The organism is Aeromonas sp. 600479 (assembly GCF_049175515.1).
In the GTDB taxonomy this organism is placed as follows: Bacteria; Pseudomonadota; Gammaproteobacteria; order Enterobacterales; family Aeromonadaceae; genus Aeromonas; species Aeromonas veronii_A.
Window position 1 is genome coordinate 34,688 of the sequence record NZ_JAAKVF010000019.1, and the last position, 21,351, is coordinate 56,038.

Sequence of the window (21,351 nt, forward strand, 5' to 3'; positions counted from 1 at the left end):
TACTCTAGCCTCAGTTTGATAACAAAAAATTAACTGGAGGCATCGTGAGCCGCTATCCGACCCTGCTGACCCCGCTAGACCTTGGTTTTACCCAGCTGCGCAACCGCGTCTTGATGGGCTCCATGCATACCGGCCTCGAAGAGGAGAAGGGCGGTTTTGACAAGCTGGCCGCCTTTTATGCCGAGCGAGCCCGTGGTGGCGTTGGCCTTATCGTCACCGGCGGTATCGCCCCCAACCTGCGCGGTCGGCTGGTGCCTCACGGCTCTCAGCTGAGCTTTCCCTGGCAGGTGAGCAAGCACAAGAAGGTGACCAGCGCCGTGCATCAGGAGGGGGGCAAGATTGCGCTGCAGATCCTCCATGCCGGTCGTTACGCCTACCATCCCTTCAGTCTGGCCCCGAGCGCCCTCAAGGCCCCCATCTCCCCATTCAAACCGCGCGCCATGAGCGAGCGGCAGATCCGCGGCACCATCCGCGACTTCGCGGCTACAGCCGCGCTGGCCAAGGCGGCTGGTTATGACGGCGTCGAGGTGATGGGCTCGGAAGGCTATCTCATCAACCAGTTCATCTGCGAGCGCACCAACAAGCGCACCGATGGCTGGGGCGGCAGCAGCGAAAACCGGATGCGCTTCCCGGTGGAGATTGTTCGCGCCATCCGCGAGCGGGTCGGCACCGACTTCATCATTATCTTCCGCCTCTCCATGCTGGATCTGGTGGAGCAGGGCTCGACCCTGGAAGAGGTGATCGCCCTTGGCAAAGCGCTGGAAGCGGTGGGGGTGACCCTCATCAACACCGGCATCGGTTGGCACGAAGCGCGTATTCCCACCATCGCCACCAGCGTGCCGCGCGGCGCTTTCAGCTGGGTGACCGCCGAGCTGAAAAAGCACCTCAAGGTGCCGCTTATCACCACCAACCGGATCAACACTCCCGAGGTGGCCGAGCGGATTCTGGCGGGGGGCGAGGCGGACATGGTCTCCATGGCGCGCCCCTTCCTGGCGGATCCCGAATTTGTCATCAAGGCGGCCGAAAATAGGGCGGACGAGATCAACACCTGCATCGCCTGCAATCAAGCCTGCCTCGACCATGTGTTCAAGCAGAAGCGCGCCTCCTGTCTGGTCAATCCTCGCGCCTGTTTCGAGACCGAGCTGACCTTTGGCCGCGTGCCCCAGCCCAAAAAACTGGCGGTCGTGGGGGCGGGCCCGGCCGGGCTGGCATTTGCCTGCTACGCTGCCGAGCGCGGTCATCAGGTGAGCCTGTTCGATCAGGCCAGCGAAATCGGCGGCCAGTTCAACTTCGCCAAGCAGATCCCGGGCAAGGAGGAGTTTCACGAAACCCTGCGCTATTTCGCCAAACGGCTGGAGAAGTGCGGCGTCGAGCTCTATCTCGGCCAGCGCCAGAGTGCCGAGAGCCTGCTCGGCGGCGGTTTTGACGAGGTGATCCTCGCTACCGGTATTCGTCCGCGCACCCCCAATATTCCGGGCATCGAACATCCCAAGGTGATGAGTTATCTTGATGTATTGCGGGATCACAAACCGGTCGGCCAGAAGGTGGCGGTGATCGGTGCCGGCGGCATCGGATTCGATGTGGCTGAGTATCTGGTCGAGAAGAAGGTGGAGATGGATGCCGATGGGCACCGTGATCACTGGCTCAAGGAGTGGGGCATCGACAAACAGCTTGGCGAGCGCGGTGGCCTTACGGTTCCTGAAATCGACGCCCCCGAGCGCCAGATTTGGCTGCTGCAGCGCAAGGAGAGCAAGGTGGGTGACGGACTTGGCAAGACCACCGGCTGGATCCACCGTACCGTACTTAAGAACCGCAAGGTGCAGATGCTCTCCGGGGTGCAATATCTGGGGATCGATGACGAGGGCTTGCACATTCAGGTGGGCGAGACCAAGCAGTGTCTGCCGGTGGATCAGGTGATCGTCTGCGCCGGGCAGGAGCCCCTCAAGGAGCTTCAGGCGGGTTTGCAGGCAGCAGGCAAGCCGGTGCATATCATCGGCGGAGCTGACGTGGCTGCCGAGCTGGACGCCAAGCGCGCCATCCGGCAAGGGGCCGAGCTGGCAGCCGTCATCTAACCAGCGGCGCCTTTTTGCCCCTTTATAGTGCGATAAACCCCTGAGCCTCAGGGGTTTTCTTCATTCGGTGCTGTGCTAAGGTAGCGCCATCATTGCCCCAGAGAAGGAATTGCCCATGGATGCCCTCACCCTGTTGCTCAATCGCCACTCCTGTGGCCGTCTCGCCGATCCCGCCCCGAGCGGTGAGGTACTCGACAATATCCTCAAGGCGGGCTTGCGCGCGCCGGATCATGGCACCCTGACCCCTTGGCAGTTCATTCTGTTTGAAGGAGAGGGGCGCGAGCGGCTGGGCAAGCTGTTGGCGGACGCCGCCCGTGCCCGTGGCGAAGATGAAGAGAGCATCAAGAAGTGCAACGAAGCGCCGCTGCGGGCACCCTTGGTCGTCGCCGTGGCAACCCGTTATCAGGATCACCCCAAGGTGCCGAAACTGGAGCAGGAGCTCTCTGCCGGTTGTGCCCTGATGGCGATGCAGATGGCGGCGCAGGCACAGGGCTTCAACGGTATCTGGCGCTCCGGCTGGTTTATCTTCGATGAGCAGATCAACAAGGGATTGGGACTGGCGGCAGAGGATCAGCTGGTGGGTTTCCTCTATCTCGGTACCCCCATGCTGGAAGCACGCAAACTGCGCGAACTGCCGCTCGATGAGTTTGTCCGCCGTTTCTGACTCTTCGGCCACGTTGCGGTTGAGAGAAGCAAAGCCTCGAGAAATCGGGGCTTTTCTGTTTAACCGTGAATAGTAACCAGAGAAATTGGGGAAAATAAATGGCTCAAAGAGGCTTCGCGCGCCATAGCAGGTAATTATTTAAATAGTGCGATGTACCTCGCAATCCTGTTGTATTTCACTATGTAAAACGTTTGCGCATTCGCTAATATCTCCCTGCCAGTTTAGAAGGGCACTCCTTCTAATTTTTCTGCGATGAGAGTCGCAATTCCGTAGCACCTTTTAACAGCCCAACGTCTTCGTGACATTGGGCTTTATTTTTATGGGGTGTAGGGGTTGCTGTGAGCTGATGGCGGCATCAAGATGCAGCCCGGTTGGCAGCCTTATGCCCTGTTTTTGGCTGGCAGGATCCGGGCTGGGTTGCCGACTACCCGAGCTCCGGCCGGTACATCTTTGGTGACTACGGCACCTGCGCCGACGATCGCCTCCCGCCCTATGGTGACGCCGGGCAGCAAGATGGCGCCGCCCCCAATCCAGACCTTGTCTTCAATGGTGACCGGCAGCGCCGTCTCTGTCCCCTGAATCCGTTCATCTGCCTCCAGCGCATGGGCTGCGGTATAGATCTGCACATTTGGCCCAATCATCACATGGGCGCCGATGCGGATGGGGGCATTGTCCAGCAGGGTAGCCCCCATATTGATGTAGGAGTCCTTGCCCAGGTGGATGTGGCGGCCATAGGTACAGTAGAGGGGCGGGCAGATAAAGGCGTTCTCTGCCAGTTCGCCAATCAGCTCCGCCAGTAGTGCCCGCTGCTCAGCCTCATCTTCCGTCTGATTGAAACGGCGATAGCGCCGTGCCGCCTCCCGGCGCAACTGGGCCAGCTCGGGTGCCATGCAGTTGTACGGTTGGCTGCTAATCATCTTCTGGTATTCGGTCATGGCAGGGCCTCAATGATGTGGAGGAACGATGTTAATCCCTCATTGGCCAGAGAAGCGTGAACCTTCCCCCAGAGTGAGAAAAGGGAGAAACAACAAGAGCACCCGCGGGTGCTCTTGTTTAATAAAGGTGCTGACTTGCCGCCTTGAGAGCGGGAGCTATGTTTAGCCGTGTTTGCGGCCGGAGAGGCGGCACCACTCCTCTTTGACGGCGGTCGGGTCCATATCGAACCACTGGCCGTAGATGGTTTCCAGCTCCGGGGCCTGGCTCTCCAGCACGCCGGAGAGGGCCATCAGGCTGCCCGGCTTGCCGTGGCCGGCGATAAGCGGTGCCAGTTCGCGCAGCGGGCCGGCCAGAATGTTGGCGACCACCACGTCCGCTTCGACGTCTTGTGGCTGGTCGGCCGGCAGATAGAGCTCAATCTGGTCGGCGACGCCGTTGCGCGTGGCGTTGTCGCGGCTGGCCTGAATCGCCTGCGGGTCGATGTCGATGCCGATGACGCGGGCGGCTCCCAGTTTCAGGGCGGCGATGCCGAGGATGCCGGAGCCACAGCCAAAGTCGACCACGGTTTTACCGGCCAGATCCAGCCCGTCCAGCCACTGCAAGCAGAGTGCTGTGGTGGGGTGGGTACCGGTACCGAATGCCAGACCTGGGTCCAGCATGACGTTGACCGCATCGGGGTTTGGCACGTCGCGCCAGCTCGGGCAGATCCAGAGCCGCTCGCCGAACTGCATGGGGTGGAAGTGATCCATCCACTCGCGCACCCAGTCCTTGTCCTCCAGCTGCTCCACCTTGTAGCCCACGTCTTCACCGAAGATCTGCTGGAAGAAGGCGATGGTGGGGGCCGGATCGGTTTCGGCGTCAAACAGCCCCATCACTTCGGTCTCGCCCCACAGCGGGGTTTCGCCCGGCATGGGTTCATAGACGGGCACATCCTTGGCATCCATAAAGGTCACCGCCTGGGCACCACGCCCCAGCAGCATGTTGCTCACCTTGTCTGCGGTCTTGGCAGTGGCGTTGATTCGAATTTGTATCCAGGGCATGGCGTCGACTCTTCATAAATGTGAAACCGCGAGATTCTACCATCATGGGGCAGTGCTGTCGTGGTTTGCCCATGACGTGGAGGGATACGGGGGCTTTTGCCGGATTGGCACGGTTCCTGTATTGCTCTATGCAGGCGAAGACGACCGGTTTTCGCTGAACGCTTTGCTCAAGTTCCGTCATCTTTCACTGCCACCCTCGGGTGGCATTTTTTTATCTGCACTCCTTTGCCTGGTAAACAGTCTGCCAGACAAAAAAAGAGCAAGGTCGGCACCTTGCTCAAGGATGTACTGACGCCGTTTTGGCGCATTCATGCTGCTGTTGGCACGCCAGATGCAAAGACTAATATGTCCTGCATAAGGATATGTGTGTGATTGTTACCCCAATGTTCAGGTATTCAGGCCATTTCTCGCGAAATGGCCTCTTTTTTGGCTAATTGTCGGACGTTGGCCTGCCACAGGCTGTCATGAGTGCCGCAGATTGTGCCCGTTTGGGGCATCTCCTTGGTGAACTTATCCCATCATGGTGCGTTGGAGGGCTTAGTTGGCAAAGCCGCTCATGTCGATCACCAGCTTGCCTACCATGCGGCCCGCCTCCACCTCGGCATGGACCTGAGCCAGCGTGACCGGGGTCAGTGACGGGATGGTTCTGGTCAGGGTGGTCTGCAATACCCCTTCATCGACCAGTGCCGCCACCCGGCCGAGCAGGCGGTGCTGCTCGATCATGTCCGGCGTCTGGAACAGGGAGCGGGTGAACATGAACTCCTGGCTGAAGGTGACGCTCTTGCTCTTGAGCAGGGAGAGATCCCACGGCTCGCTCGATTCGGCGATGGTGCAGATATGGCCAAACGGGCGGATCAGCCCTGCCATGGTGGCCCAGTGCTCGGCGGTGGCGTTGGTGCAGAAGATGGCATCGACCTGAGTGATGCCAAGGGCGGTCAGCTCCTCCTGCAACTTGTGGTGGTTTACGACCTGATGGGCGCCCATCTCGAGGCACCACTCGCGGCTCTCGGGGCGGGAGGCGGTAGCAATCACCTCCATGTCGGTGAGCTGGCGGGCCAGCTGGATGGCGATGGAGCCCACGCCGCCGGCACCGCCGATGATCAGCAGTTTGCCACGGCTTTCGCGGGTAAGAGCGAAGCGCTCGAACAGGGTCTCCCAGGCGGTGATGGCGGTCAGCGGCAGGGCGGCGGCCTCCACATCGCTCAAGCTGGTGGGGGCGATGGCGGCGATGCGCTCATCCACCAGTTGCAGGGCGCTGTTGCTGCCCGGACGGCTGATGTCGCCGGCATACCAGACCCGCTCGCCCGCCTTGAACAGGGTCACTTCGCTGCCGGTGGCGATCACTTCCCCCACCGCATCCCAGCCCAGTACCCTAGGCGAGCTTTCAATTTTGGCCTTGGGGGAGCGCACCTTGGTATCTACCGGATTGACGGAGGTGGCGGTGACCCGCACCAGCAGATCCCGCGGGCCCGGAACCGGATCGGGCAGGTTGGCGGCGATGAAGCAGTCGGGGCGGTCGCTTGGCAGATAGTGAGTCAGGGCAATGGCTTTCATGGTTTTTCCTTTCAAATCGCTGTGTTCGGGATTGCCACTCACTCTAGTCTGGTTGATTATCAAGATTAAGATGGGTAATCAGTAAAGACTGTTTGAATATATGAACAATGTCGATCTGGAGTTGATGGGGCTGTTTGCCACCGTGGTGGAGCAGGGGAGCTTTACCCGGGCCGCCGAGCTGCTCGGTATGCCCAAGTCGTCGGTGAGCCAGAAGATCTCGCGGCTCGAATCCCAGCTTGGGGTGCGGCTGTTGCAGCGCACCACCCGCAGGTTGAGCCTGACGCCGCAGGGGGAGCTCTATGTGGAGCATTGTCAGGGGCTGCTGGCACTGGCCCGCAGTGCCAATCTGGCGATGGCACGGCTGCGCTCGGCCCCGGCGGGGCGGGTGCGGATCACTGCCCCCGAGGCGACCGGTACTCTATTGCTTGGCCGGATCCTCGCCGAGTTTCGTGCCCTCTATCCCGAAGTGGTGCTGGAACTGACCCTGAGTGACGAACAGCTCGATCTGGTGGGGGAAGGTTATGATTTGGCGCTGCGGGCGGCGCCGCTGAAAGACTCCAGCCTCATCTGTCGGCGCATCGGTCAGGTGGCGCGTCATCTGGTGGCAGCGCCCGCCTATCTGGCGGCCCACGGCATGCCGCAACAGCTGAGCGAGCTGGGCCGCTATGCCTGTCTGGTGCACTCGGCCATGCCGGTGTGGCCATTGCAAGAGGGAGGCTGGCGGCCGCAGGGGGCCTGTGTCAGCAACAGCTTGCTGGCGCTGCGGGAGATGGCGCTCCATGACGGGGGGATTGCCCTGTTGCCACACCATGTCTGCGAAGGGGATTTGGCGGCGGGGCGATTGCAGAAGGTGTTGCCGGATCAGCCCATTCCGGCCAACCCGTTCTACCTAATCTATCCGAGTCGGGAGTATCTGGCCCCCGCTCTGCGCACCCTGATGGATTTCGTGGCCGAGCGGTTGCCGTTTGCCTGAGTTACCAGCTGCTCTGGCTGGCCGACCCCTGATTGGGTTTGAGGCCGAGCGGGACCGACTGGCGCTCCGCCAGCATGCGGATCTGCCCTTCAATCAGGCTGGCGCTGGGGCCCAGCACCAGCACCAGCTGGTGGTCGTTGAGCTGGATCCAGGAGAGGCAGCCCAAGCCCAGCAGGCGAGATTCATCCACCAGTGAAATATCGCGCACCCGCAGGCTGAGGCGGGTGATACAGACACTCATCGCCATCAGATTGTCCATCCCGCCCAGCACCTTGAGGTACTGGATCGCCAGCATCTGCGGGTCTGAGGGGGCAACGCTGGCAAGGCGCGGATGCTCCACCGCGATGGGCTTGCTCGGCATGCTGAGGGGGGCACGCTCCAGCAGCTGATAGAACAGCAGGGTGTAGGCGACGAAGAACAGGATACCGACCGGAATGAGCCAGAAGCTGTGCTCCCCTGCCTGATAGCTCAGCACCAGATCCAGCAGACCGGCGGAGAAGTAACTGCCCACCTTGATCCCCAGCCCGCTACAGACAGCGAGCGATAGCCCGGTCAGCAGGGCGTGGGCGAGAAACAGCCAGGGGGCTGTAAAGGCGAACAAAAATTCGATAGGCTCTGTGATACCCACCAGTGCCGAGGTGAGCGCCAGGGTGAGCAGCAGCCCGCCCTGTGGCAGCCGCTGCATCCGTTGGCGGTGCAGCCAGATGGCAAAACAGGCGCCCGGCAGGCCGAACATGATGATGGGGTAGAGACCGGCCACATACCCTTCATGAAGGGGTTGGGCGGTGGCTAGCGCCTGCAGGTTGCTCTCGCCAAGGCCGATGACGCTGCCCAATACCTGATGGAGCCCGAGCGGGATCAGCAAGCGGTTGAGGGTGCCGTAGCAGAAGGCGCCAAACGGCGTGGTAAGCAGCTCGGAGGTGAGCAGGGTCAGCCCGCGCTCCAGTGGCGGCCACAGCAGCGAGAGGGGGATGGCGATCATCAGGCAGGCCAAGGCCGACACCAGCAGGCTGGGAAACTCCCCCCTGGCGATCTGCAGCCAGCGGGGTAGCGTTTGCTGGTGAACCCAGGGATAGATAATGGCGGTGGTGAGTCCCGCCAGCAGGCCGCAGATCATGTCGGCGTGCAGGTTGGGGGCCAGCGTATTGAAAGCTGTGCTGAGCAGCAGGAAGTTGACCGCACCCGCCAGCGTCTGTCCGCCCAGCTCCTGCCGACTCAGGCCAAAGGCGATCGCCACCGCATAGATGAGCGGCATCTGGCTGAAGATCGCCTGACCGGTGAGGGAGAGCACCGCCAAATCGAGCACGTCGGGTTGCCCAAGCCGGTAGATCAGCGCCGCCATCGGCAGGATGGAGACGGGCAGCAGCAGGGCATAACCGAGCCGCTGCAGGGCTTGAGTAACGACTTGTCGAGTGGCTTTAATGGGCATACAGCGGCTACGTTCTGTGACTTGGCGCACAGTTTAACCGGAAAACACCTATTTGGGGATAGTTTTGGAACCCCTAATTTATATTTTTATTATTTCTGCCCGAAAAGCTCGCGCACTTCCCGCGAGGGCGGTGTCGTCAGCAGGCTGACCGTGATAAAGACCACCAGCGCCAGCGTGAGGCTTGGCACTATGGCGTGCAGGCCAGCCAGCTTGATCCCCCACTGACTCAGTACCCCATAACTGACGATGCCGCTGACCATGCTGGCCAGTGCGCCCGGGCCGTTGGCCCGCGACCAGTAGAGGCCGAGCACCAGTGGCCAGAGGAACACCGCCTGCAGACCGCCAAAGGCGAGCAGGTTGAGCCAGATGATCATCTCGGGGGGCTGCAACGCCGCCAGCAGCACCAGGGTGCCCAAGATCAGGGTGCAGAGCAGGGAGAGGCGGGGGATGCGCACCTCCAGCTTCTCCTGCTTTGGACTCAGATAGTTGAGATAGAGATCCTTCACCAGAGTGGCGGAAGCCTGGATCAGCTGGGAGTCGATGGTGGACATGATGGCCGCCATCGGCGCCGCCAGAAAGACCCCGGCCAGCCAGGGGGGCAGCACTTCCATCATCAGGGAGGGCATGATCTTGTCAGGGCTGTCCATGCCGGGCAGGATGGCGCGGCCGAGGGCGCCAGCCAGATGCATGCCGAACATCAGCAGGGCGCTGACCACGGTGCCGATCAGAATGCCGCGATGGAGCGCCTTGCTGTCGCGATAGCCAAAACAGCGCAATGCCGAGTGGGGCAGCCCCACCACCCCGACACAGACCAGGATCCAGAAGCTCAGCATAAAGGGCTGGGTCAGCATGTCGCCGGCCCCTTGCGGGCTTACCAGCTTGGGATCGATCTCCCTGAGCTGGTGGATAAGGTTCGGCAGGCCGTCACCGGCAATCAGAATTCCTGCCAGCAGGGCGCCGGTGCCGATCAGCATGATGATCCCTTGAAGGGCATCAGTCATCACCACGGCGCGGAAGCCGCCGATGATGGTGTAGAGCAGCACACAGCTGGCAAACAGCATCAACCCCTGCTGGTAGGAGAGGCCGGTGGCGGTCTCCAGCAGGCGGGCGCCGCCGATAAACTGCACCACCATAGTCGCGATAAAGGCGAGGATGATAGTAACGGAGCCGAGGATCACCACCGCCTTGCTCTGGTAGCGGGCCCACAGCATATCGTTGATGGTCACCGCATTGACCCGGCGGGCGATGATGGCGAACTTCTTGCCAAGCACTCCCAGAGTGAGCCAGACGGTGGGCAGCTGGATCATCGCCAGCAACACCCAGCCCAGACCGATCTTGTAGGCCGCGCCCGGCCCGCCGATAAAGGAGGAGGCCGAGGTGTAGGTGGCCACTAGCGTCATCGCCAGCACCAGCCCACCCATGCTGCGGTTGCCGATGAAGTACTCCTGCACGAAGTTGCCTTGCGCGCGATGGCGGCTGGCCCAGAAACCCACCCCCAGCACCAGCACCAGATAGATGACGAGCGGCAGCATCAACTCAAGATTCATGGGATGACTCCTTGCCGGAAGGGGAGTGGGTATCGAGGGGGATCTCCACAAACAGCCGGTTTACCATCAGGGCGCAGAGCAGAATGAACAGCAGCGGCATCACCATGCAGCTGAGCAGGAACCACAACGGCAGCCCCCACAACTCCAGCTGGAGCGGGATAAAATAGGCGGTGCCATACCAGGCAAAGAAGTAGAGCAGGGTCAGCAGCAGGCAGAAAGCTGCTTCCCGGCGGGCGAGAGCAAAACGGTTCACCTTGGCCTCCGACAAATTTGAGGGGCGCAAGGATAACAAAAAAGGGCCATGTCGCCATGGCCCTTTTTCAGCAGAGGCTCCTTGCGGAGCAGACTTCCACCGGAAGTCCGGTCTCTATCAGAGATCCTTACAGACCCAACTTCTTGTGCAGATAGTGGGCGTTGGTACTGCCACCGTGCAATGTCATCGGGTCTCTATCAGCGATCCTTACAGACCTAACTTCTTGTGCAGGTAGTGGATATTGGTGCCACCGTGCTGGAAGTTTTCGTCTTTCATGATCTCTTTTTGCAGCGGTACGTTGGTCTTGATCCCTTCCACTACCAGCTCGTCCAGCGCATGGCGCATGCGGGCGATGGCAATGTCACGATTCTCGCCGTAGCAGATCAGCTTGCCGATCATCGAATCATAGTGGGGCGGTACCTTGTAACCGGCATAGATGTGGGAGTCCCAACGCACGCCCAGACCACCCGGCGCGTGGAAGCGCTGCACCAGACCCGGAGAGGGCATGAAGGTGGCCGGATCTTCCGCGTTGATCCGGCACTCGATGGCATGACCACGGATGCGGATATCCTGCTGGGTGATCGACAGGGGCTGACCGGCGGCGATGCGCAGCTGCTCCTTGATCAGATCGATACCGGTGACCATCTCGGTGACCGGATGCTCAACCTGGATACGGGTGTTCATTTCGATGAAATAGAACTCGCCGTTCTCGTACAGGAACTCGAAAGTACCCGCACCGCGGTAGCCGATCTCGATACAGGCGCGCACACAGCGCTCGCCGATGAACTTGCGCATTTCGGCGGTGATGCCGGGTGCCGGCGCCTCTTCCACCACCTTCTGGTGGCGACGCTGCATGGAGCAGTCGCGCTCGCCCAGATAGAGGGCGTTGCCCTGGCCGTCTGCCAACACCTGAATTTCGATGTGGCGCGGGTTTTCCAGGTACTTCTCCATGTAGACCATGTCGTTCTTGAAGAACTGGCCTGCTTCGGATTTGGTTAGGGCAATGGCGGAGGCTAGCTCGGCCTCGCTGCGTACCACGCGCATGCCACGACCACCTCCGCCACCGGCAGCCTTGATGATCACCGGATAGCCGATGCGCTTGGCAATAGCGGCATTGCGCTTGGTGTCGTTGTCCACCGGACCGTCAGAGCCCGGTACACACGGTACGCCTGCCTTCTTCATCGCTTCGATGGCGGAGACTTTGTCACCCATCAGGCGGATGGTCTCGGCGCGCGGGCCGATGAAGATGAAGCCGGATTTTTCGACCACTTCGGCAAAATCGGCGTTCTCGGAGAGGAAGCCGTAACCCGGGTGGATGGCCACGGCACCGGTCACCTCGGCGGCGGCGATGATAGCCGGAACGTTGAGGTAGGAGTCGGTACTGGCTGGTTTGCCGATACAGATGGATTCGTCGGCCAGCAGCACATGTTTGAGCTCCCGGTCGGCGGTGGAGTGAACGGCCACTGTCTTGATCCCGAGCTCTTTGCAGGCGCGCAGGATCCGCAGGGCAATTTCACCGCGGTTGGCGATGACTACTTTGTCCAACATGGGTGGCGATTTCCCTTATTCGATGATGAACAGCGGCTCGTCAAATTCGACGGCCTGACCATTTTCAACCAGGATCGCTTTGATCACACCGGCCTTGTCAGACTCGATTTGGTTCATCATTTTCATGGCTTCGACGATGCACAGGGTATCGCCGACATTGACTTGCTGACCCACTTCCACGAACGGCTTGGCTTCCGGGCTGGAGGAGCGGTAGAAGGAGCCAACCATGGGAGAGCGCATCAGGTGACCGCTCGGTGCGGCATCTGCGGCCGGCGCAGCGGAAACCGGGGCGGCGGCTGGAGCGGCAACCGGAGCGGCTGCTTGCTGCATGATCATCTGCGGTGCGGCAGTGACCTGGCCTGCGAAGTTGCGGCTGATGCGAACGGACTCTTCACCTTCGGAGATCTCCAGTTCGGCGATGCCGGACTCTTCAACCAGTTCAATCAGCTTCTTGATTTTGCGGATATCCATTAGCATTCTCTTTCTTCTTTATCTGATCAGTGATTATCAAGCCGCGTGCAGATGGCGCACGGCCGCGGTTAAAGCGAATTGATAGCCATCGGCCCCCAGACCACAAATGACCCCTTTGGCGACATCAGACAGATAGGAGTGATGACGGAATGGCTCCCTGGCATGAACGTTTGACAGGTGAACCTCGATAAAGGGGATGGCGACACCCAGCAGCGCATCGCGGATGGCGACGCTGGTGTGAGTGAAGGCGGCTGGATTGATGATGATGAAATCCACCTGACCCATGGCCTGATGGATGCGGCTGACCAACTCATGTTCGGCGTTGGATTGCAGATGTTCCAGAGTGACACCGAGTTCGCTGGCGTTGAGCTTCAGATCGGCGACGATCTCATCAAGCGTCTTGCTGCCGTAGATGCCCGGTTCCCGTTTGCCCAGCAGATTCAGGTTTGGTCCGTTGAGCAGGAGAATACGGTGATTTTGCGACATATTGAGTGCATCCTCGATGATAATGCTGCTATCTGTCAGCTATCTTGTGGACTACCAGAAATCTAGCCATTTTCTGCGCAAATCGGTGTGCCCTGGCACACAGATTTCGTAATTATATTGATTTCGTGAAAATTAGCAGCATTTTACTGGTCTAATCTCTACATCTGACTATTTATTGAACGCTCCTCCCTGTGCGTCCAGTTTCAGCGGCTCAGGCTGTTTGTACCGCTGTGGAAGCAACAAAGCCGGCACAAGGCCGGCTTTGAACAAGAGTTGGCAGGAGATCAGGCTGCTTCCGACTTCTCGCGGATCAGCTTGTCCACCACACCCGGATCCGCCAGGGTGGAGATATCCCCCAAACTGTCGGTTTCGCCGGTGGCGATCTTGCGCAAGATCCGGCGCATGATCTTGCCGGAGCGGGTCTTCGGCAGCCCCTCCGCCCAGTGAATGACATCTGGCGTGGCGATGGCGCCAATCTCCTTGCGCACCCACTCCTTCACCTCTTTGTGCAGCTCGCGGCTCGGCTCTTCCCCGGCGATCAGGGTGACATAGGCGTAGATGCCCTGACCCTTGATCTCGTGAGGAACCCCTACCACCGCCGCTTCGGCGATCTTGGGATGGGCCACCAGCGCCGATTCAATTTCGGCGGTACCCATGCGGTGGCCGGAGACGTTCAGTACATCATCCACCCGACCGGTGATCCAGTAGTAGCCGTCCTCGTCGCGACGGGCACCATCGCCGGTGAAGTAGCGGCCCGGGAAGGTGGAGAAGTAGGTCTGCTCGAAGCGTTCGTGATCCCCGAACACGGTGCGCATCTGACCCGGCCAGGAGTCGGTGATCACCAGGTTGCCCTCGGTGGCTCCCTCCAGCGGTTCGCCCATGTTGTCGACCAGCGCAGGCTGTACGCCGAAGAACGGTTTGGTAGCCGAACCCGGTTTCAGGTCGGTGACGCCGGGCAGCGGGGTGATGAGGATGCCGCCAGTCTCGGTCTGCCACCAGGTATCGACGATGGGGCAGCGCTCGTCGCCAATGGTGCGGTAGTACCACTCCCAGGCTTCTGGGTTGATGGGTTCACCCACTGACCCCATGATGCGCAGGCTCTGGCGGGAGGTGCCGGTGACCGCTTCGTTGCCCTTGGCCATCAGGGCACGGATGGCGGTCGGTGCGGTATAGAGGATGGTGACCTGATGCTTGTCCACCACCTGACTCATGCGGTTGGTGGCCGGGTAGTTGGGCACCCCTTCGAACATGATGGTGGTGGCGCCGTTGGCGAGCGGCCCGTAGACCAGATAGGAGTGACCGGTGACCCAGCCCACGTCGGCGGTACACCAGTAGATATCCTCTTCGTGGTAGTCGAACACATATTTGAAGGTGAGGGTGGCATAGACCAGATAACCGCCGGTGGTGTGCAGCACCCCCTTGGGTTTGCCGGTGGAGCCGGAGGTATAGAGGATAAAGAGCGGATCTTCGGCATTCATCGCTTCGGGTGGGCAGTCGCTGCTGACGGCTGCGGTTGCTTCGTGCCACCAGATGTCGCGGTGGCTGTGCCAGGCGATATTACCACCGGTGCGCTTGAGCACGATCACCTTGTTGACCTGGGTATCCGGGTTGGTGAGCGCTTCATCCACATTCTTCTTGAGTGGCACCGGGCGGCCACCACGCAGCCCTTCGTCGGCGGTGATCACGATGCGGGAGCCCGAGTCGATGATGCGACCAGCCAGCGCTTCCGGCGAGAAGCCGCCGAATACTATGCTGTGTACCGCGCCGATGCGGGTACAGGCCAGCATGGCGATAGCTGCTTCCGGTACCATGGGCATGTAGAGGCAGACCACATCGCCGCGGTGTACCCCCTGAGCTTTCAATACGTTGGCAAATTTGCACACTTCGGCGTGCAGCTCGCGGTAAGTGAGTTTGCGATCTTCGGCGGGGTTGTCCCCTTCCCAGATGATGGCAACCTTGTCGCCCCGTTCGGCGAGATGGCGATCGAGGCAGTTGGCGGAGACGTTGAGCTGGCCATCTTCAAACCATTTGATGGAGACATGGCCCGGATCGTAGGAGGTGTTTTTGACCTTGCTATAGGGTTTCATCCAGTCGAGGATTTTTCCCTGCTCTCCCCAGAAGGTCTCGGGATCCTCGACGGAGGCCTGATACATGGCGGCGTAGTCGCCCTTGTCTAGCAGTGCATTGCTGCTGATGTGGGGTTTGACCGGGTAGACCTTGCTCTCGCTCATCTGTCACTCCTTTGAATACATACTTTTAATAATTAAGTAACAACTTATACCTTTGGTCGAGGGGGGCAATTAGACTTTTGGATAGACAGCAACATTTGGTTACAGGGTAATGGGTGACACTCACGCGGTGAGTGGGTAAAAAGGTGTTTTTGATTGATAGAGGTTGTTATGTTCTCTCTGTTGCTCTGTGCATCCCTGTGGCAGTTTGATGCGCCTGTTCTTGCAGACAAGCCTCCCAAAGAGTTTGCTATTACACACCAGGAGCCGTCACAGACTGTACGGGATCGGGTTGCTGAGCAGCTTGGTCATGCATGGCAGGACAAAAAGCCGGGAGCCAGGTTTTCCCTCAGTGAGCCAGGCTCCCGTTACTCGGGTGACTCACCGCTCACTCGCATGGCCAATGACCGGGATAACGGTGGTGTTCCTACCCTGACGTTTGGAAAATAGTTTGATTGTCCAGTCGTTGGCCGTTCGTTTCCCTGATATTGCTACTGCTGAACGCTTTGGCAATGCAAGCGTTCGTGCATCTGTTCTACATGCAGCGGTTTACTGAACAGGTAGCCCTGCCCCTCACCACAGTTAAGTGACTGCAAGAAGGTATATTGTGCTCGAGTTTCAATACCCTCTGCCGTAACCTCCATCTCCAGACTGTCTGCCAGACTGATGATGGTGCGGCAGAGCTCCCTGCTATTCTTGTCCTCCGGTAAAGCCTGCACGAATGCCCGGTCGATCTTGATGCGATCAATCGGCAGAGTCTTGAGCAGGCTCAGCGACGAAAATCCGGTGCCAAAGTCGTCGATGGCAATTTGAACCCCCAGATTTTTCAGCCGGGTAAAGAGATCCAGGCTCTGATCAACCCGTTGTATGATGCTTTCCGTTACTTCAATCTCCAGTCGCTCAGGCGGAAACCCTGTTTCGGCCAGAATAGTTGCGACCTGTTCCACATAGCCGGGTGAGCGCATCTCTCGCACCGATACATTAACTGACAAGCGGGGCACCGGCAGGCCGGCGGCCAGCCAGTTTCTTCCCTGTGCACAGGCATTGCGCATTACCCATTCGCCAATTTTTTCGATGAGGCCGCACTCTTCTGCAACCGGAATAAAACGGGCTGGATTGATCAGTCCCTCATTGGGGTGCTTCCAGCGCAAGAGTGCCTCCAGCCCACTCAGATGACCGCCGGCAAGATGAGTCATGGGCTGATAGAGAATACAAAGCTGTTCAAGCTCAAGAGCTTTGAGTAATCCCTGTTCAATTTGCATTCGTTCTCGAGCCTGTTCCGCCATGTATGGGGTGTAGAACTGGAAGCCGTTACGACCCTGGCTCTTCGCTTCATACATGGCGTTGTCGGCGGCACTGATCAGTGTCTCAGGGGTGGTTGCGTGGTCCGGATAGATAGCGATGCCGATGCTCGCCGAGATAGCAACCTGCTCATGGGACAGTTCGACCGGTTCACGCAGCGCAGTCAGCAAGGTATTGGCGAGTGTTATCAGCTCGTCAGGTGCTTCCAGATAGGGGATGAGCACCAGAAATTCGTCCCCACCCAAGCGGGTAGCCAGCTCATTCGGTTGCAGGCAATTTCGGATCCGTTCTGCCAGTCGCTTGAGCAGTTCATCGCCCACCCCGTGCCCCAGACTGTCGTTGATCAGTTTGAAACCATCCAGATCGATAAAGAGTAGTCCCAACCGCTTGTTGTTGAGTTGTGCGGTTTTCAGTTCAAGAGTCAGTCGCTCCTGCAGCAGATGGCGATTGCCGAGTTCGGTCAGGGGATCGTGATAAGCGAGATGATTCAGCTCGGCTTCCACCTTGCGAATGGCGCTGATGTCGGAGAGGGCAATTACATAGTGAGTGGTGTTGTTGAAGTTGTCGTAGACGGCACTAATCTGCTGCCATGAAGAGAAGTAGCTGCCATCTTTGCGTAAACAGGCCATTTCGCCATGCCAGGCATTATTGTCCGGATGCAGTTGATGCCATGGTGAGTCGAGGTCGGTATAGCGTCTCGGATGTATAACGATTCCAGGATCTTGGCCTATTACCTCCTCGGCATCATATTGCGTCAGCATGGTGAAAGCCGGGTTGACCGAAATGATACGGTGATTGTTGTCCAGAATAATAATTCCCTCGGCCGTAGTATCGAAAACCACGTTGGCCTGATGGAGTCGCTCCTCCTGACGCCGCCGGGCCGTCGCGTTGTGGATCACGCCCATCACTCTGTGGCCGATGGATTCCGTGGCTGCAACATGATCGGCATGAATATCAACCCAGTGACGTTCATTTAAGGGAGTGATGAAGCTCAGGGTGAGATGGATGGGCTCTTTCCCTTGCAGAACTGTCCTGAGCTGCTGGCCTGATTCAGGTTCAAAGCAGTCAATGAAAGCCTGCAGCCCTCCCTTGAACTGGTGAGCTGGTATGCCAAGCAGTGGTTCAATTTCTCCATTAAACAGCAATCTATCCTCTGCAACATACCACTCCCACACGCCAATTTGTGCCGCTCTCATAGCCAGTTGCAGCCGCTGCTCTGTTTCGTACTGTTCGGTAATATCGCGCACTATGGCGAGGATACCGCTCGGCTTGCCACTGTCGTTCCACATCGGACTATAGGTTGCCTGCCACCGTCTTGCGCTGCTGCCATGTGCCGCTGTTTGCCCCGTGATGGCGATATTCACGTAGGGCCTACCGTGGCGCAGGATTTGCCGGAACATGGGCTCCAGTACTGGAGCCAGCTTGGGCACAATCTCTCTCAGATGTTTGCCCTTGTGTTCCTCTATGGTCTTGCCATTGATATCAGCCAGTACCTGATTGACTTTGCAATAACGGAAATGGCAGTCAAAGACACCTATACCCAAGGGGGCTGTATTCAGTAGTTGTTCGAGTATGCTCTGATCTGACAGCGTGGGCAGAATTGTTTCGGTATCGGCCTTGAAAAGCATTCCATCCATGATGGCTCCCGGCATTGATTTATTTGTCATTTAACGGTTTTAAGTATGGCACGAACCTTTTTTTGGGGGGGAGGAATAACCTTATCTCATTGTTATATATGGTAAGTCTTGGTGATGAAATCCATTTGGAGGCGGTGAGGTGTGAAAGGCAATCACAGCGGCGCGATTTCCGCTCAAGATGTATTAAAGGCTTAATTGATAGCGCAGGGTCAGGCTGATGGTGGGTTGCCAGTCACGCTCTTTCATCAGCCACTGTTTCGCGCCCGCTTCCAAGCCAAGCTTCCACTGATTCCATGTCCAGCTACGTTCCAGCGTCATTCCCCATTCGCGCCATCCCTCTTCGCTCTCATATGCGGACATGTATGCCTGGTCGCCTCTTGTCAGCCATAGATTGAAGGATACGTTGGCAGGCAGCGGAAGCGAATGTTCCATATACCACAGCTGGCCATAGCGACCGGTTACATCATAAAGCTGGCCAATGCTGAGCTGGTGTTCGTCATCCAGTTGCCAGCCCATGCGCCATAACGCACCAAAGCGGGAGTGATCCGCCACCACCATCGGACTGATCCCTAAGGCGATAAAGCTCTGTTTATAAAGGGATAACGCAACGCCTGCGCTTTGGCCATCAATAAAGACAAGGCCCATCTGTGTTTCCCGTTCATAGCCGAGCCAGAGCTGTACCGTGGAGTCGGCCCCCGCTCCCGCGTTGCTGCTGTCGAGTTGCCATTGGCTACCCACAACCAGCGCCCTGGCCGAGAAAGGCAGCATCAGGGGAATGAGCAGCAGTAACCCGCTCTTATTTGCCATACAGTCTCTGCCAGTCCCGATCCTGATGCATTCCCATCAGATGACAGATGATGCCGGAGCGCTGGAAAGCATAAATAAGCAGTACGCTGGCAGTGCAGAGCAACATGATAAGGCCAAAACTGTTGGGCAGTATGGTGCCCTGACGGGCAGTCCACCACAGTAGCAAGGGGCCCCACAGATGGACGAAGATGCTCTTGTGGAAGATGAATACGGTCAGCGAGTACATACCGATCCAGTTGAGTGGTCGCCAGCAGAGACGGATATTGTGTTGGTGTAGCCAGAGCACGGTACCGATCACCAGAAACTCCATACCCCAGATCCCGGCTCGGCCGATCATGTCCAGCGCCAGTTCGTGTTCATTGGCGTAGATGTCGTTGAGCTCGACCGTGCTTGTCTCGCCGAACATGAGATAGATGGCCAGCGCCACCAGTGACAGCGTCAGCACCAGACGGTTGAGGCGATCTCGCCATTGTGGGCGCTGATGCCAGCACCAGCCATAGAGAAAGCCGAAGCAGCCACTGGCCATGAAGAGGTCGAGACGGGCATCCAGCTCATAGTCGGGGTGAACGTGCAGCTTCATCCAGCTGTCGATATGGCCGAGCAACTCCTGTACGCCGAGTTGATCCAGCAGCAGGCTTAGAAGGGTCAGCAGGAGCATGCCGCGGATGCCGAACCAGGCATACACCATGGAGAAGAGCGCCAGCAGGCACATCCAGAGCATGACCGGGTAGAACGAGATGGCCTCGCCGAAATTGGGGGCGATGACCAACCCTTCGACATAGAGCATCAGTATGATGCTGGCAAACAGGGCCAGCTTGCTGCCCAGCTGCGGCTTGAAGCTGGCCTGATCGCGGCGGCTCAGGTTGAATGCGGCCAAGGCCAGGTAGATCTGGCTTACCCAGGGGATTAACCAGGCTGATGCGTGTGCTGTCAGCTGATCCATGGGTAGCAGGTGTCCCGCCATTGCCTTGTGTGACACATAGAAGCTGTCCCACAAGGCATGCTCCCGATTGAAGAAATCGATGTACCAGTAGTTGAGATAACCGGTGTAGTGCTCAAACACTGCCATGAAGATGACCAGCCCGCGCAACAGATCGAGGCCTGTGATGCGCGCATCCTGTGGAGGCATACTATTGCTCCTGTGTAGTGTGGCGAAAGGAGCGGCACTATATCGGCTTTTGTGAAACTGAACGGGAGCTGAATGTAAGCAAATGTTACGGGGGGCTGTACCGATGTGCTTGTAATGACTGGGAAGAGCCTGACCTGGCTGTCATGATTTGCAATATTATTGGCTGTTTTTTAGCCTTTCTCTCGGCCAAATGCCTGAATACCGCGCACAAATACCAGCCAGCCGAGCAGGTGGAACGGGAGGGCGAGTAGGTAGAGCAGCAGGAAGTGCGACTCGCTGCCGCTGCTGTTGATGAAGTCGATCCAGGCGGCCAGCAGCGCCAGCATGCCGGCAATCTGGAAGCGGCGGCGCAACACCACCTCGACGCCGAGATTGGCAAGGTAGAGGGTGAGCAGGATGCCGGCAAAGCCGGTAAGCTGGGCGGTGCCGTAGAGCTCGCGATCCGGGTTGAACAGCAGCGCGATCAGGGGAGTAATGCCCTGATCCAGCGGGATCAGGGCCAGCAGCCAGCATGCAATCAGAAGCAGGGCTGTCTTCATCGCGGCCTCAGTCGGCGGACGGTGCCGGTTTGACCAGAGAGAGGTAGTTAGCATCCATCTTGAGGAAGACCCCCAGCAGACGGGCACTGGCGCCGTAGAAACCAAATCGGTCGGCGGCGCGACAGGCGCTTTCGAACTTGTCAAACCAGCCCAGCAGATGACCGTGCAGCAGTGCTTCCTGCTCGTCGAGCCAGCGTTCCCGCTCGGCTGCGCTCTTGGCTTCCGCCGCGCGGATGATGAGATTGCCCATCAGATCCAGCTCGATGGCCAGATGATCCGCAGGCTCCTTGTATTTGTCGCTGACATTGATACCAAGGCGATCGAGGCGGGCCTGCATCCCGGCCATCGGGGCCTGCATCAGCAGCTTGGCATCGCCACGATAGAGCGATTCGTAGGGCAGGGCGCCCTGTTTGGGATCCACCAGAAACAGGCCGGCGAAGTCGGCAGCGAGTTCGAGTTGGCGATCCGGGCGCACCAGCAGGCGGGCGATAGCATCGTTGAGCTCGGCCACGGCTTCGCGCATCGGATCCAGGGTGGAGAGGCTTTTCAGGAAGCTTCGCACGTCATAGGTGTCATATTCGGCGATCTGCTCATCACTGAGTTCGGCGGCGAACAGGGTGGAGAACCACCAGTAGAGTTCGGCCCGGCGTTCGCTGGTAGCCATAAATTCCTGCATTTTTCCTCCGTGGATGGCAATCGGGAGCCTTGATGGCTCCCGATTCTAACGACTTTAAAA

18 protein-coding genes are annotated in these 21,351 nt (G+C 58.8%); 3 read left to right on the plus strand and 15 right to left on the minus strand.

From position 1 onward, the window contains the following. Nucleotides 1–44 precede the first annotated feature (44 nt). Together G5149_RS17525 and G5149_RS17530 are read left to right on the plus strand one after the other, a co-directional pair. Nucleotides 45–2,072 (plus strand): FAD-dependent oxidoreductase, encoded by a 2,028-nt coding sequence (locus G5149_RS17525; protein ID WP_421213157.1) that lies wholly within the window; start codon nt 45–47, stop codon nt 2,070–2,072. Nucleotides 2,073–2,187: 115 nt separating this feature from the next. Beyond that, complete coding sequence (locus tag G5149_RS17530) at nt 2,188–2,736, plus strand: NAD(P)H nitroreductase (RefSeq protein ID WP_236284857.1); 549 nt, start codon at nt 2,188–2,190, stop codon at nt 2,734–2,736. A 380-nt stretch (nt 2,737–3,116) separates the two neighbouring features. Here G5149_RS17530 and G5149_RS17535 read toward each other — a convergent pair whose 3' ends face one another. The 3 genes from G5149_RS17535 to G5149_RS17545 form a co-directional block, all read right to left on the minus strand. Beyond that, a complete protein-coding gene (locus G5149_RS17535) occupies nt 3,117–3,671 on the minus strand; it encodes a sugar O-acetyltransferase (RefSeq protein WP_421213159.1) in 555 nt (184 codons plus the stop codon). A 162-nt stretch (nt 3,672–3,833) separates the two neighbouring features. After that, entirely contained in the window at nt 3,834–4,712 is an 879-nt protein-coding gene (gene prmA / locus G5149_RS17540) for a 50S ribosomal protein L11 methyltransferase (protein ID WP_421213161.1), read from the minus strand. Nucleotides 4,713–5,249: 537 nt separating this feature from the next. Then, complete coding sequence (locus G5149_RS17545) at nt 5,250–6,266, minus strand: zinc-binding alcohol dehydrogenase family protein (RefSeq protein ID WP_421213163.1); 1,017 nt, start codon at nt 6,264–6,266, stop codon at nt 5,250–5,252. Between the two features lie 100 nt (nt 6,267–6,366). Between G5149_RS17545 and G5149_RS17550 the strand changes: the two genes are divergently transcribed. Beyond that, entirely contained in the window at nt 6,367–7,239 is an 873-nt protein-coding gene (locus G5149_RS17550; protein WP_224968626.1) for a LysR family transcriptional regulator, read from the plus strand. Between the two features lies 1 nt (nt 7,240). Here the strand turns inward: G5149_RS17550 and G5149_RS17555 are convergent, their stop codons facing one another. From G5149_RS17555 to torD, 12 genes are all read right to left on the minus strand, one after another. Further along, on the minus strand, nt 7,241–8,668 hold the full coding sequence (locus G5149_RS17555) for a PTS transporter subunit EIIC (RefSeq protein ID WP_421213164.1): 1,428 nt from the start codon (nt 8,666–8,668) through the stop codon (nt 7,241–7,243). 89 nt (nt 8,669–8,757) lie between these two features. Beyond that, nucleotides 8,758–10,215, minus strand: a complete 1,458-nt coding sequence (gene panF / locus G5149_RS17560; RefSeq protein WP_421213166.1) for a sodium/pantothenate symporter — start codon at nt 10,213–10,215, stop codon at nt 8,758–8,760. After that, nucleotides 10,205–10,468 carry a YhdT family protein gene (locus G5149_RS17565; protein ID WP_005338912.1) on the minus strand — a complete coding sequence of 88 codons (264 nt, stop codon included), beginning with the start codon at nt 10,466–10,468 and terminating at the stop codon, nt 10,205–10,207. The genes panF and G5149_RS17565 overlap by 11 nt, the downstream gene beginning before the upstream one ends. A 207-nt stretch (nt 10,469–10,675) precedes the next feature. Continuing rightward, nucleotides 10,676–12,016, minus strand: a complete 1,341-nt coding sequence (gene accC, locus G5149_RS17570) for an acetyl-CoA carboxylase biotin carboxylase subunit (protein ID WP_216951972.1) — start codon at nt 12,014–12,016, stop codon at nt 10,676–10,678. A gap of 15 nt (nt 12,017–12,031) precedes the next feature. Beyond that, entirely contained in the window at nt 12,032–12,487 is a 456-nt protein-coding gene (gene accB, locus G5149_RS17575; RefSeq protein WP_216979391.1) for an acetyl-CoA carboxylase biotin carboxyl carrier protein, read from the minus strand. 36 nt (nt 12,488–12,523) lie between these two features. Next, nucleotides 12,524–12,973, minus strand: coding sequence for a type II 3-dehydroquinate dehydratase (gene aroQ, locus G5149_RS17580; protein ID WP_216979390.1), 450 nt, complete (start codon nt 12,971–12,973; stop codon nt 12,524–12,526). 284 nt (nt 12,974–13,257) lie between these two features. Next, nucleotides 13,258–15,204 (minus strand): acetate--CoA ligase, encoded by a 1,947-nt coding sequence (gene acs, locus G5149_RS17585; RefSeq protein ID WP_216979389.1) that lies wholly within the window; start codon nt 15,202–15,204, stop codon nt 13,258–13,260. A gap of 488 nt (nt 15,205–15,692) precedes the next feature. Continuing rightward, complete coding sequence (locus tag G5149_RS17590; RefSeq protein ID WP_419772933.1) at nt 15,693–18,131, minus strand: EAL domain-containing protein; 2,439 nt, start codon at nt 18,129–18,131, stop codon at nt 15,693–15,695. A gap of 192 nt (nt 18,132–18,323) precedes the next feature. Continuing rightward, a complete protein-coding gene (locus G5149_RS17595; RefSeq protein WP_337073547.1) occupies nt 18,324–18,947 on the minus strand; it encodes a hypothetical protein in 624 nt (207 codons plus the stop codon). After that, nucleotides 18,937–20,076, minus strand: coding sequence for a hypothetical protein (locus tag G5149_RS17600; protein WP_337073546.1), 1,140 nt, complete (start codon nt 20,074–20,076; stop codon nt 18,937–18,939). The genes G5149_RS17595 and G5149_RS17600 overlap by 11 nt, the downstream gene beginning before the upstream one ends. A gap of 170 nt (nt 20,077–20,246) precedes the next feature. Then, nucleotides 20,247–20,615: a hypothetical protein gene (locus G5149_RS17605; protein ID WP_227341296.1), complete on the minus strand. Its 369-nt coding sequence runs from the start codon at nt 20,613–20,615 to the stop codon at nt 20,247–20,249. 7 nt (nt 20,616–20,622) lie between these two features. After that, the gene (gene torD / locus G5149_RS17610; RefSeq protein ID WP_337073545.1) at nt 20,623–21,291 is read right to left on the minus strand and encodes a molecular chaperone TorD; all 669 of its coding nucleotides are present in this window, start codon (nt 21,289–21,291) and stop codon (nt 20,623–20,625) included. Between the last annotated feature and the right edge of the window lie 60 nt (nt 21,292–21,351).

Coding starts and splice junctions, on each gene's coding strand:
- G5149_RS17530 (WP_236284857.1), top strand. CDS start 2,188: ATGGATGCCCTCACCCTGTTGCTCAATCGCCACTCCTGTGGCCGTCTC.
- G5149_RS17535 (WP_421213159.1), bottom strand. CDS start 3,671: ATGACCGAATACCAGAAGATGATTAGCAGCCAACCGTACAACTGCATG.
- prmA (WP_421213161.1), bottom strand. CDS start 4,712: ATGCCCTGGATACAAATTCGAATCAACGCCACTGCCAAGACCGCAGAC.
- G5149_RS17545 (WP_421213163.1), bottom strand. CDS start 6,266: ATGAAAGCCATTGCCCTGACTCACTATCTGCCAAGCGACCGCCCCGAC.
- G5149_RS17550 (WP_224968626.1), top strand. CDS start 6,367: ATGAACAATGTCGATCTGGAGTTGATGGGGCTGTTTGCCACCGTGGTG.
- G5149_RS17555 (WP_421213164.1), bottom strand. CDS start 8,668: ATGCCCATTAAAGCCACTCGACAAGTCGTTACTCAAGCCCTGCAGCGG.
- panF (WP_421213166.1), bottom strand. CDS start 10,215: ATGAATCTTGAGTTGATGCTGCCGCTCGTCATCTATCTGGTGCTGGTG.
- accC (WP_216951972.1), bottom strand. CDS start 12,016: ATGTTGGACAAAGTAGTCATCGCCAACCGCGGTGAAATTGCCCTGCGG.
- accB (WP_216979391.1), bottom strand. CDS start 12,487: ATGGATATCCGCAAAATCAAGAAGCTGATTGAACTGGTTGAAGAGTCC.
- aroQ (WP_216979390.1), bottom strand. CDS start 12,973: ATGTCGCAAAATCACCGTATTCTCCTGCTCAACGGACCAAACCTGAAT.
- acs (WP_216979389.1), bottom strand. CDS start 15,204: ATGAGCGAGAGCAAGGTCTACCCGGTCAAACCCCACATCAGCAGCAAT.
- G5149_RS17590 (WP_419772933.1), bottom strand. CDS start 18,131: ATGCTTTTCAAGGCCGATACCGAAACAATTCTGCCCACGCTGTCAGAT.
- G5149_RS17595 (WP_337073547.1), bottom strand. CDS start 18,947: ATGGCAAATAAGAGCGGGTTACTGCTGCTCATTCCCCTGATGCTGCCT.
- G5149_RS17600 (WP_337073546.1), bottom strand. CDS start 20,076: ATGCCTCCACAGGATGCGCGCATCACAGGCCTCGATCTGTTGCGCGGG.
- G5149_RS17605 (WP_227341296.1), bottom strand. CDS start 20,615: ATGAAGACAGCCCTGCTTCTGATTGCATGCTGGCTGCTGGCCCTGATC.
- torD (WP_337073545.1), bottom strand. CDS start 21,291: ATGCAGGAATTTATGGCTACCAGCGAACGCCGGGCCGAACTCTACTGG.